The following is a 12,067-nucleotide window of genomic DNA, read 5'->3' as shown; positions in this document are numbered from 1 at the left end:
AAGATAGAAAATGATAGGTCAGCACCGAAGGTCAGACCGGTCCAAAATTAACTGCTGCCTGTTGCCATATTTCTGTTGCCTTTTTAATTACACCTGTTGCCATTAAAAATTCCCAAAATTAAAAACTCAAAAAACTGAACAAAAAATGAATGTAATACTCAATGAAGCAGAGGCCAAAGCTCTATGTCAGAAAATTCTGAGCTACTCCAGGGCCGACGAATGCGAAATAAATATATCGGGCGAATACCGCGGCAATATCAGATATGCACGTAACGAGGTTTCGACCAGCGGTGCTCTCACCAACAAAAACATAGTGGTGAGCTCTGCCTACGGAAAAAAAGTGGGCGTGGCCACCATTGACGAGTTTGATGAAGCCTCACTCGAAAAAGTGGTCCGTCGCTCTGAAGAATTGGCAAAACTTGCACCCGAAAACCCGGAATACATGGGAGTACTTGGGCCCCAAACTTATCTGAAAACCAAAGCCCTTTATGAATCAACAGCAAATATTAACCCGGCTAAAAGAGCAGAAAAAGTAGCTCAGAGCCTAAATTTATGTCAAAATGAAAAAGTAGTGGCCGCAGGTTTTCTCAATGACCAGCATGGCTACAGTGCTCTTATGAACAGCAAAGGACTTTTTGCATATTTTCCGGCATCCAATGTCAATTTCTCACTGACGGTTCGCACCGAAGACGGGAAAGGCTCAGGTTATGTATCGAAAGGTTATAATGACTTTGATAAACTGGATACCGTTAAAGCCACCAAAATTGCCTTACAAAAAGCCAAAGCTTCTGTTGATGCCAAAGCCATTGAACCGGGAAAATACACAGTGATTCTGGAACCCACGGCTGCATCAGTTTTACTTGAAAACATATTTTTCGGGATGGACGCCCGCAGTGCAGATGAAGGTCGCTCGTTTTTTAGCAAGCCGGGAGGCAAGACCAAATTAGGTGAAAAAATTGTGGATGAAAGGGTGACTTTTTATTCTGACCCAACAAATCCTGAGCTGCCTTCTTCTCCTTTTGCTGGTGACGGCGAGGCAGTAGGCAAAATGAAGTGGATTGACAAAGGTGTGGTTAAAAATCTTAATTATTCGAGATTCTGGGCAAAAGAAAAAGGTGTGAATTCGATTCCTGGCCCTACCAATATGATTATGGAAGGCGGTACAACCAGCCTGGAAGAAATGATAAAAAGTACCAAAAAAGGGATTTTGGTCACAAAATTATGGTACATCAGGCCGGTGGATCCTCAAACCTTGCTTCTGACAGGGTTGACCCGCGACGGAACTTTCTATATCGAAAACGGAAAAATCAAACATCCCATCAAAAACCTGAGATTTAACGAAAGCCCGATTATCATGCTCAATAACCTCGAAACGCTGGGCATACCCGAGCGAGTAGTGAGCACCGAATCAGATCAAAACTATCTGATACCTCCGATGAAAATCCGGGAATTTACATTCTCAAGTTTGAGTGATGCGGTGTAAATAGGTAAATATTTATAAATAAAACACATAGCAAGTTGTAAAAGGCTTGCTATTTTTGTTATTCAGCAAAAAAAGGATTAAAATTTGTATGTATTTTTAATAATTGATCAGATTTTCTGAAATTGCGGATTTGTACCTGTAAACCAAAAATAAATTGAGATTTGCTATTATTTCCATGTTTTGCTGGATGATGTGGTCATGCACTAAAAATGAACCTCAGCCTATTCCGATACAAAAAAAAGACAGCACTTCGACCATTCTAACCTCCAAAGAATATGAGGATGACAATACCTGGATATACCAGCAAATGAAAATCAACTATCGCTGGGAAGACAAAATGCCGGAAGAATCAAAAACCAACAAACTTTTGCCCCCGGCCGAATATTTCAAAACATTAGTGTACAAAGAAAAAGATTGGTTTTCATATTTTCATCATGATCGAAATGAAGTGCTAAATTTCTGGAATGGCACTCCTGTGGCATTTGGTTTTCGATACAGAGAAGTTCTGAAAGATGAATTTGAAAAGAAAGAGCAATTGGTGATATCATTGGTTGATAAGAATAGTCCAGCAGAAAAATCGGGATTGAAAAGAGGAGATATAATTACTAAAATAAACGGTCTGCCTTTAAGTATTAAAACCAATATTATTGAAATTCTAGCTCAAAACTCCATAAAATTAGAAGGCACTCACACCGACAACCAACCATTTACAATTTCCATTTCAAAAAACAAATACCAGGTTGACCCCATTCTCGATTATAGAATAATCAATGAAAATGGCAGAAAAATAGGTTATTTTGCTTTTGGGCAGTTTTTGAGTTTTATTGATGATGATCTCCTGAGTGTATTTAAATATTTCAAAGAAAATCAAATAGATGACCTCATTGTTGACCTGAGGTTTAATCCGGGGGGATTTACCCCAAACTCTGAAGTTGTGGCATCGTTTATTGTCCAGAATCTCAATCCTTCAGAAACCATGTTTGGAGCTATTACAAATTCAAATCAAACCGAACAATATTTTAAAAGATTCGGAACCAAAGAAGCTCTCAGAGGTTGGGTTCCGGAAACCTATAACCTGGGATATTTACCACGTGTTTTCATGATTACTTCCCGCTCAAGCAGTTCATCTTCTGAATTGATAATCAGTGCACTAAAGGCTAAAATGAATGTAATCACAGTGGGCAACAATACCTTTGGAAAAAGTGTAATTTCCACTATCATTACTGACGAGACCGACAAGTTTCCTTATGTAATAATGCCTGCATTTTCAAGCTATTATAATGCTAAAGGTCAAACTGAAAACGCCAGACCCGATGGCTTTATCCCAGATTACAAAACTGATGACAATATTTTGCCATTTATCCCAATAGGAAACACCAATGAAACATTGCTCAGAAAAACGCTGGACATCATCTCTGGAACAATCGAAGAAAATCAACTAAGCTCTGGGTACCATAAAGTTCATTTTAAAGATGAGCTTCATCATTATGATAATCACAATCCCTTTTTGACTAAATAACCCTCATTCCGCATCCTTTATGCACCTAAATCCCAAATGCATAAGGGAGGTTTCTTTGGTTGAAGATGAAGTACCCCCAATTTTGAAGCCATGACAAACTTTAGGATCACACAAAAACGAACCGCCTCGCTGATTCCATTCGCCGGGGCGTTTTCGGCTTTCATCAGAGCACCATTGCCATACATTTCCGCCCATATCGTTGAGACCTAGCTGATTTGAACCGAAGTATCCCACGGGTGAAGTGGTCAAAAAACCATCATCGGCCGTATTGCTTATTGGAAAAACTCCCTGCCAGAAATTGGCCTTATATTTATTATTTTCATAGAAATCATCACCCCAGGTATAAGTTTTTTCATAATCTTGTTGAGCATTTTTTTCTGAAAAAACAAACTCAATACTCGTCGGGAGCCGTTTTTTAGCCCATTTGCAATAAGCCATGGCATCATTATAACTTACCTGAGTTACAGGATGATTTAACGGTGCTGCAGTTGTATCTTTTCCAAGTGGGTATTTCCAGTATGCTCCTTTTTTTAAACCCCATTCGCCGGTTTGAAAGTCAAAAAAGCCTGCATCTCCAAACTTTTCGGCTTCGGTTACATAACCTGTTGCTTTTACAAACCTTGAGAACTCTGCCACTGTTACTGGATTCTTATCCATCCAAAAACTCTTGATTTCTTTATTGCCTTCAATAAAAATCATTCCATTCCGTTCGATGATTTCCTGGTCTTTTTGACAAGAAAATACCAAAAACGAAATGAGGCTAAAGCCCAACATTACACCTAATCTGGATGTTTTCACGTTTAATTTGAGAAAAGACAAATTTATCAGGTTTTTTCTCCAAAAAATAAAAACCATTTCGTTTTGTCGGCTTTTATGGGTTATTTTGGTAAAAATTATTTCATACTTTTTTAAATGAAAAACTACATCTTAGGTCTTTTAATTGTTTTGGTAAGTATTACCGCATTTTCACAAACCAAAAAACCGGCACAAAGTAATCAACCCAAGGCCAAAGTTGCCAATGGTTTCAAATGGGCATATATATATGAGGACTATATATTTGAAAAATATAATCTGGTGAAAACACTTGACGCTGAAGTAAAGAAAAAGCAGGAGGCATACCAGGAAACCTTTAACAAAATGGCTTTGGAGTATCAGACTAAAAATCTTGAATATCAAAGCAGTATGAAAAATCTGGATTCTATGACCACCGAAAAACTCACTGCCAAATTAAAAAGCGTACAGGAAATAAAAGAAGCCTCAGAAAACTTCCAACGTGAAGCTGAAAAAGAAATCCAGATGATGATAGGTGATGGGATTGTCAAAATCAAAGAAAACATCAAGAAAACCGCTGAAATTGTAGCTAACCAAAAAGGCTATAAATTTGTCATTTTGAGAAATAAAAATGAAAATCTGATGACAGGGAAAACGGTTCTTTATGCAGGAGATGGCGGTCGCGACAATATTTCTGATGCTGTACTGGCGGCCTTAGGTAGTCCTGTTGGTACAAAGAAATAATTCTACAAGTTTTTCGTTGGAATTAAAGTCCGTTATTTATTCGGACTTAAGCCTTTTTCCTGTTTAGCGAAGTCAATTCGGGGCTTTTTTTCTATTTTTGTAAAGGAAATCTCTCCATAACCTGATGACAGGAAACAAAAAAAGTGCAATTCTCAAGATTATCGCATCGCTGATTTTAGTATTGGCATTGGGTTTATTGGGATTCTTGTATTTTTTGAATTCGGGTTCGGGACAAAATTGGGTATGCCGGAGAGCAACTCAGTACCTATCCCAAAAATTAAAAACAACAGTAAAGTCAAATTTCACTTACAGCTTCCCCGACTGGATTCAATCTGACAGTCTTCTTATCACCGACAAACAGTCAGACACGTTATTGGCTGCAAAAAAGATAAAAATTGACCTGGATATCCTTGCTCTTCTAAACAATAAGATTCTGATTAATAAGGCTTTATTAAAAGATAGCTACTTAAATATCTATGAAAAAAATAATATTCCAAATTATCAATTTATTCTTGACGCTTTTGCCTCAAATCCTACTGAAAAAACAACCACCAATACGCCTTTCCAATATTTTCTGAATGAAATTATTTTAGAAAAATCAAGAATTAAATTTCAATCAGGCGGAAATACAATTTCACTTAAAATCAATAAATTAAATACCGGTTTTGAGGTTTTTGATTTGGTCAAAAGCAAGTTTTTTCTTAAAAAAACTGAGTTAGAAGGGCTGACAATGAAAGCAATAATTTCATCATCTTCTTCAGATACCACCAACAAAAAATCTGAGTTAAAAATAAAATTCCCCGGGATTATTGGCAAAAATCTTAACCTTGATATTCAGAGCGGCACCAGAAATTTGACCACAAAGAATACGAACCTTAATCTTTCTGAAGGAAATATTTCTCTGGCGACAAATCTTTATGAACTAACTGAAATCGAACTAAATTCAGGAAATTTAAGCTATTTTGACACAAAGGTTCCAAAAAAACAAAACGGAGAGTTTGATCCCAATCATCTGGAAATTACTAAATCTAATTTTAAAGTTAAAAAGTTAAAAATCAACAACTTCAATGATATTTATGGTGAGATTTCCAATTTATCTTTTAAAGAAAAAAGTGGTTTTGAATTAAAAAAATTAGCCACTATCATCAATCTTAAAAAAGATAATTTAAGCTTACCAAAAATAGAAATCATAACCGGAAGCAGCAATCTGAACTCAACCTTAAATGCAAAACTAGATACCAATCACATTGAAAAATCAAGTTTTTTCTTAACAGAAATCAAAGGAAATTTGGCTCCGGGTGAAGCTCTGTATTTTTCAAAAAATCTGGCCAAAAATGAAAACTTTAAAAAAGTAGCCAATACCACGATTTTGATAAAGGGTGACCTTCAAGGCAATACCAATTTCCTAAAAACCGAAAATTTCAAAGCTTCATTGCCAGAAAATACCGAGCTCTCAATTGCCGGCAATATTAAAAATTTCAGTAGCCCGACTTTCGATTTTAACATAAAAAATCTGAAATCAACTAAAAAAGACATCGATAGATATGTGCCAGAAAATCAAATCCCAAAGGACATCTCAATCCCCAATTATTTTACGGCCACAGGTCATATTTCAGGTAGTACAGAGAGTATAACGACCAATATTATCCTCACTTCGGATCAAGGTACCGGAAAACTCACCGCATCACTCTCCGACATTTCCAAAAATCCGACATATAAGGGGCAGCTAATGGTGGCTGGTTTTGAGGTCGGAAAACTGGTAAAAAATGCGACACTTGGTAAGGTGAGTGGTTACATTGACTTTGATGGCAGGGGTTTTGACAAACCGGAGGTAAACCTGAAAGGCCGGATTAAAGACGCATTCTATGACGGCAAAAAATACCAGAATATTGATTTTGCAGCAAATATGGTCAATCAGAAGGTTCAAACGACCCTAAACATTGACGATGAAAATGCAAAACTGGGTTGGAAGGGTGTAATTGATCTCACCAAACCAACAATTAGTCTTACCGGGAAAACTAGCATAGAGTCTGCTAACCTCAAGGCTTTGGGTCTGACCGACGAAAACATTGAATTGAAAGGTGATTTTATTATAAACGACCTTTTGGCCGATAGTAAAAACCCAAGAATAGACCTTGCAGGGAAAAATGTCAGAGTGTATAAAGACGATAAATTGTATCCGGTAGGCAATCTGATGATTTTAACTCAAAATACCAATAAAGAAAAAATGCTGGTTCTCAATACCGACTTCATGCGTTTGAATCTGAGCGGTAATTTTGACTATGATCAGTTGGGCGATATTGTTCTGAGTGAAGTAAATAAATATTTCAAAATACCTGATTACAAGCCCATTGACCCAAAAATCACCTATTCGGTAAATGTATCGGGCAAAGTAAATTATGATCCTGTTTTTACAGCATTTCTTCCGGGATTGAAGGCATTTGAGCCTATTACTGTTGTAGCCAAAATTTCATCAGAAAATCCGCTTTTGCCTATTTCCGGAAACATAAACCTTCAGTCTATAAAATATGACTCACTGAATATCAAGGATTTAAATTTTGATTTTTCAGGTAACGGCACCGCCCTTACTTTCAAAGCCAATACAGCAGAGATTCTCCAAAATGACTTCCGTATCAGAAATGCCTCCTTGTCAGGTTCACTGGAAAATAACGTGGCTGACTTTGCCTTGTCAGTGAAAGATTCTCTTGAAAAGGAGATTCACGCCCTTCATGGATTTGTAAAAAGTGAGAACAACGCCCTGAGGGTATCATTTGATGAAGAAGGCACCCGGCTGTTTTACGAGCCATGGGCCGGTAATCCCTACGGTTATTTTGAATATTCCAAAGCCGGTATTAAGTTTTCAGATGTGATATTTACCAATGCCGGTAGCCAGATTGTCAGGGTATCTACCCTAAATGACCAATCTAACGGTCCGTTGCATGTTTTTGCCCAAAATCTTGATCTTAATTTCTTTTCTAGAGCCATTTACAGAGATTCTACTTTGTTAAGCGGAACTCTGGATACTGACATTGAGCTGGTCAATTATATGTCTGATAATCTATCGTTTACAGGTGATTATACCATTAAAAACCTAATCTATCAAAAGAATTCTTTGGGAGATTTGAATGGTGTCGCCAAAAGCATTTCTAAAAATGAAATTTACCTTTCAACAGAGCTATCCGGACCCAACAATGAAGTCAAAATAGTAGGTAGTTTTTTCCCAAATGACGGTCAGAAAATAGATATCGATCTCAAGCTCAAAAAACTGGATATGGCTGTAGTTGAGCCATTTATGAAAGATATTTTTAATAATCTGAAAGGGGAAATGGAAGGAGATTTTAAAGTAAAGGGTAGTCTGGACAATCCTGCAATATCAGGTGTGGCCAATATCAAAACCTTGGAAGGCCGAATGGTTCAAACCGGGGCATTACTTAAAATCAGCGATCAAAAATTTAATTTGGCAGAACGACATTTGCAACTTAAAGGCTTGATTATAAGCGATGAAAACAACCAAAAACTTATTGTCAATGGTGACATCAATCTGGAGAACTTGCCTGATTTTGAATATAATCTTTCACTTGCGGGAAAAGACTTTAAACTCATTGATAGCAAAAAAGGTAAAAACGACTTGTTTTATGGCACGGGCTATTTCGACTCCGACCTGACCATCAAAGGCAAAAATAATACTTTCCGGTTGGAAGGTGATGTAGTTTTAGGAAAGAAAACCAACCTCACGCTCCTGATGGAAGATGAGTCAGAAATAGGCTCAGAAATGCTGGAAATAGTGGAGTTTGTGAGTTCAAAAAAGGAAAAAAATACAGAAAAGAAACCGGAAAAAACTGAAAGTAAAATCAACTTTTCCAATGCCGTAAACATAAATGTGGAAGTACCTAATGAGGCTACGCTCAACATTTTGATGGATCCGCTCACCGGCGACCTGCTCACCGCCAACGGCAACGGGAAATTTAATATAGGTTTTGATAACAAAGGCGACCTTTACATGCTGGGTCAATACGACATCGTCAAAGGTAAGTATGCCCTTACTTATCAGGTATTTAAAAAAGAATTTGACATCAATGCCGCAAGTAAAAGCAATATTATATGGACAGGTGACCCCATGGCCGGCCAGATGGATATAACTGCTTTTTATAATGTTCCCGGAAAAAAATCGCCACCTTTTATAAATGAAGATCTGCGGAGCAAAAAACTCAACATCCCTGTGAGAGTAGATCTCACTCTGAAAGGCCCGGTCGCCGGACCTGAGGTTAATTTTGAGGTGGTATTAAGGGAGAATGATTTGGGTGAATATGCAAAAACAGCAGAAGAAGAAGGCTACAAATTAATCAATGACAAAGGCGAAAAAATAACCGCAGCCAGTACTTCCAAAAAGGTTGAAATGAATGACAGGGCTGTATTTTTATTGGTTGCCGGGGCTTTTAATTCTGAATCTCTGACCAAAAATGCTGAATCATTAGAAAACTATGAAGATATAGCCCGTAGGAAAGTAAGTGAAATAATCAGCAGCAGCCTCAATAATTTTGCTTCGGGCCTGATCAAAGGTTTCGACCTTAATCTGGGACTGGAATCAGGGGTAAACACTACCAATTATTCCAAAAACACCAATCTTAGCCTGGGCGTAAGTAAAAAACTAGCCAATGAAAGACTAATACTATCGGTAGGAAAAAACTTTGAACTAGAAAATAAAGATATGCGGTCTGACGAAATCTTTGACAATCTACAGGTAAACTGGCTTATTTCAAAAGATGGTCGCTATCGTTTTAATATTTTCAGAAAAACCCAAAACGATATGGTGATTGAGGGTTCTGTAATCGAAACCGGCGTGGGTTTCATTGTGGCGATAGATTACGAAACCTGGAAAGAGTTATTTAAAAGAGCCAAATGAAAGAATATTTCAAAATATTAGCATTCATTGCACTGTCGGCTATGATTTTTTCTTGTAGCATAGAAAAAAATCTACCCGAAGGTCAAAAAGTATATGGAGGTGGCACCATTAAACTCACCGAAGCTGATACTCTGAAAGATGCAAAAATTGTAGGTCTGGAGGAAACGTTAGATGAAATGTTGCTGCCAGTCGAAAACAGCAAAATCGGTATTCCACTTTCAAAATACAGGGTGCCCTACAAAGTGGGTTTTTATTATTTTATAAAAAAAGAAAAAAGAAGAAAATGGCCAATCATCAGGAATTTTGTGGAAGAACCAGTTTTTTTCAATAATACTTTACTCGCAAAAAATGCCGTGCGACTCACCGAATACCTGAAATCCAGAGGTTATTTTGATGCCAAAGTCCTGAGCAATATGGAAACCAAACGATATCAGGCATATGCACAATATACGGCTTTTACAGGCATGAGATATGCCATTGATACCGTAATAATCCATAACGGCGACGGCACATTGGCCTCTGATTTTCATGCGGCAGCATCAAAAGTAAGTTGGGGTAAGTTTTTTGATCTTGAAAAATTAAAAGCTGAAAGGCTGGAAATCGAAAAAAACCTCAGAGGAAAAGGTTACTATTATTTTAAGCCCGACAATATTTCAATAAAAGCCGATACAACCCTCAAAAAACATAGCATAAGATTGGAAATCGGGCTGAAGGAGCCTGTTCTGGCCACTGTTCAAAGACAATACCAGATCAACGATATTTTTGTTTATGTAGATTCCAAACCTGAAATAGTCCCTTCTGAAGGTTTTGATTTTTTCAGAGGTTTGATATTGGATGATCCTCAAAAAAAATACAAAGAACGGATCTTCTCTGATGCCATAGCCTTCAGACCGGGTACGCTTTACAACTTTGAACTGCAAACCATTACCAATAACCGACTGATAGGTTTAAGTAATTTTAAATTTATCAACAGCCGCTTTGAAGTGGTCAACCGCCTTGACAGCACCTTGATAGATGTCCATTATTTCCTTCAAACACAGAAAAGAAAATCTCTGAGAATGGAAGCCAATGCCATAACCCGATCGAGTGGTTTGGCGGGTTCACAACTCAGCCTTAACTGGCTCAATAACAATACTTTCAAGGGTGCCGAAATCCTAAAACTTTCAGCAAAAGCCGGACTTGAACTCCAGGTGGGCGGCAACAAAGACAATCAATATAAAGATAACTACCGTATTGGGCTGGATGCTCAATACACTATTCCGAGATTTTGGGCACCTTTCGTAAAAATAGACCCCGAAATCAGTAAAGTTTTACCCAAAACCCTTATCACAGTAGGCTGGGAAAGTTTCAGAAAGACCGGCCTGTATAACCTGAACTCAGCAAAAGCAACCCTTGGTTATGCATGGACAAAAGGCCGGGGCATTGAACACTCTTTACGACCAATAACTTTGAATCTGGTAAAATCAACTAATATCAGCACCGAGTTTATTGATGAGATTTTTGCTGACCCCCGCCTTTTGGTAATTCTTGAAAATCAGTTTATTGCAGGTGGCTCTTATGAAATAAATGTAAGACAAAGAAAAATGGGCGTTGGCTGGTTTTCATATTCCGGAAATCTTGATTTGGCGGGAAATCTTTTTGGCCTTTATGATAAAATAAGAAATGATCCGGAGAAAAAGGGGAAGGTTTTTGGAGACTATTTCTCACAATTTGTAAGACTTGAACAAGATCTGAGATACAAAATTGACTTCTCAAGAAAGACTTCCTGGGCCAACCGGGCAATTGTAGGTGTGGGTGTTCCTTATGGTAATTCCTTGCAGCTTCCTTTTGTAAACCAGTTTTATGTAGGTGGAAATAACTCCTTACGGGCTTTTAGGGCAAGAGGGGTTGGACCAGGCACTTATGCACGAACAGGTACATTAGCGGAGCAATTTCTTGGGAATAATACCGGAGATATAAAACTCGAACTCAACACAGAACTAAGATATAAAGTCAATAATTTTATAGGCACCGCTCTTTTTGTCGATGCCGGAAACGTGTGGATGGCCAAAGACGAATATATTTATGGGCCGGGAGTTTTGTTTTCAAAATCTTTCCTGAATGAAATGGCCATTGGTGGTGGTATAGGCTTCCGGTTTGACTTTTCTTTTGTGATTTTCAGGTTGGATATTGCCACTCCTTTCCGTAAACCATGGCTTGAAGGCAAAGAACGCTGGGTTATTGATGATTTTAGTCTTAAAAAAGCCTACAGAAAAGAAAATCTCATCTGGAATATCGCGGTAGGTTTGCCGTTTTAGAACTTCACAAACTCCTTCAAAAACTTATCAAATTGCGGCGAAGAAAGCACGGCTTTCATCTCAGCAATATATTTATCTTTTACTGATGCTATTTTATCTGACTCTGAAGGCTTAAGCTTTTGTAATACTTTATAATTTACCAAGTTGAGCATCATAACTTTTTCTGTCTGAGTCCCGTCCAGTCCCAGAGCTTTTACCATTTGATCAGTAGTTAGTTTTGCCAAACTCTCAGGGTTTGAAATTGCTTCTACTCCGGATTTAATGGCATTTTTGTTATTTTTACAGCTGATATTTTGCACAAAAATCAAGGCAATAATCAGGAAAGCGAGGATTTTCTTCATTATAAATTA

At 37.7% G+C, this 12,067-nt stretch carries 7 protein-coding genes; 5 read left to right on the top strand and 2 right to left on the bottom strand.

All coding sequences use genetic code 11. The features are described from left to right. The first annotated feature begins 145 nt into the window (after positions 1–145). A complete protein-coding gene (locus IPP61_09445) occupies positions 146–1,483 on the top strand; it encodes a TldD/PmbA family protein (protein ID MBL0325389.1) in 1,338 nt (445 codons plus the stop codon). Positions 1,484–1,637: 154 nt separating this feature from the next. Next, positions 1,638–3,002, top strand: a complete 1,365-nt coding sequence (locus tag IPP61_09440; protein MBL0325388.1) for a PDZ domain-containing protein — start codon at positions 1,638–1,640, stop codon at positions 3,000–3,002. A 3-nt stretch (positions 3,003–3,005) separates the two neighbouring features. Here the strand turns inward: IPP61_09440 and IPP61_09435 are convergent, their stop codons facing one another. Beyond that, the gene (locus IPP61_09435) at positions 3,006–3,800 is read right to left on the bottom strand and encodes an SUMF1/EgtB/PvdO family nonheme iron enzyme (GenBank protein ID MBL0325387.1); all 795 of its coding nucleotides are present in this window, start codon (positions 3,798–3,800) and stop codon (positions 3,006–3,008) included. Between the two features lie 114 nt (positions 3,801–3,914). Between IPP61_09435 and IPP61_09430 the strand changes: the two genes are divergently transcribed. The 3 genes from IPP61_09430 to IPP61_09420 all read left to right on the top strand — a co-directional run bounded on the left by IPP61_09430 (position 3,915) and on the right by IPP61_09420 (position 11,717). After that, positions 3,915–4,517, top strand: coding sequence for an OmpH family outer membrane protein (locus IPP61_09430; GenBank protein MBL0325386.1), 603 nt, complete (start codon positions 3,915–3,917; stop codon positions 4,515–4,517). 124 nt (positions 4,518–4,641) lie between these two features. After that, positions 4,642–9,420: a translocation/assembly module TamB domain-containing protein gene (locus IPP61_09425; GenBank protein MBL0325385.1), complete on the top strand. Its 4,779-nt coding sequence runs from the start codon at positions 4,642–4,644 to the stop codon at positions 9,418–9,420. Continuing rightward, a complete protein-coding gene (locus IPP61_09420; GenBank protein ID MBL0325384.1) occupies positions 9,417–11,717 on the top strand; it encodes a BamA/TamA family outer membrane protein in 2,301 nt (766 codons plus the stop codon). Before IPP61_09425 ends, IPP61_09420 begins: the two co-directional genes overlap by 4 nt. Here the strand turns inward: IPP61_09420 and IPP61_09415 are convergent. Beyond that, complete coding sequence (locus IPP61_09415) at positions 11,714–12,058, bottom strand: hypothetical protein (protein MBL0325383.1); 345 nt, start codon at positions 12,056–12,058, stop codon at positions 11,714–11,716. The genes IPP61_09420 and IPP61_09415 overlap by 4 nt on opposite strands. Positions 12,059–12,067: the final 9 nt, after the last annotated feature.

This window comes from Cytophagaceae bacterium, from assembly GCA_016722655.1.
Taxonomy (GTDB): domain Bacteria; phylum Bacteroidota; class Bacteroidia; order Cytophagales; family Spirosomataceae; genus Leadbetterella.
Note: the sequence above shows the minus strand (reverse complement) of the source record. Positions and strands in the feature narration are given on the sequence as shown.

Excerpts from the sequence above, each read along its gene's own strand:
- IPP61_09445 (MBL0325389.1), top strand. The coding sequence starts at position 146 with ATGAATGTAATACTCAATGAAGCAGAGGCCAAAGCTCTATGTCAGAAA.
- IPP61_09420 (MBL0325384.1), top strand. The coding sequence starts at position 9,417 with ATGAAAGAATATTTCAAAATATTAGCATTCATTGCACTGTCGGCTATG.
- IPP61_09425 (MBL0325385.1), top strand. The coding sequence starts at position 4,642 with ATGACAGGAAACAAAAAAAGTGCAATTCTCAAGATTATCGCATCGCTG.
- IPP61_09415 (MBL0325383.1), bottom strand. The coding sequence starts at position 12,058 with ATGAAGAAAATCCTCGCTTTCCTGATTATTGCCTTGATTTTTGTGCAA.
- IPP61_09430 (MBL0325386.1), top strand. The coding sequence starts at position 3,915 with ATGAAAAACTACATCTTAGGTCTTTTAATTGTTTTGGTAAGTATTACC.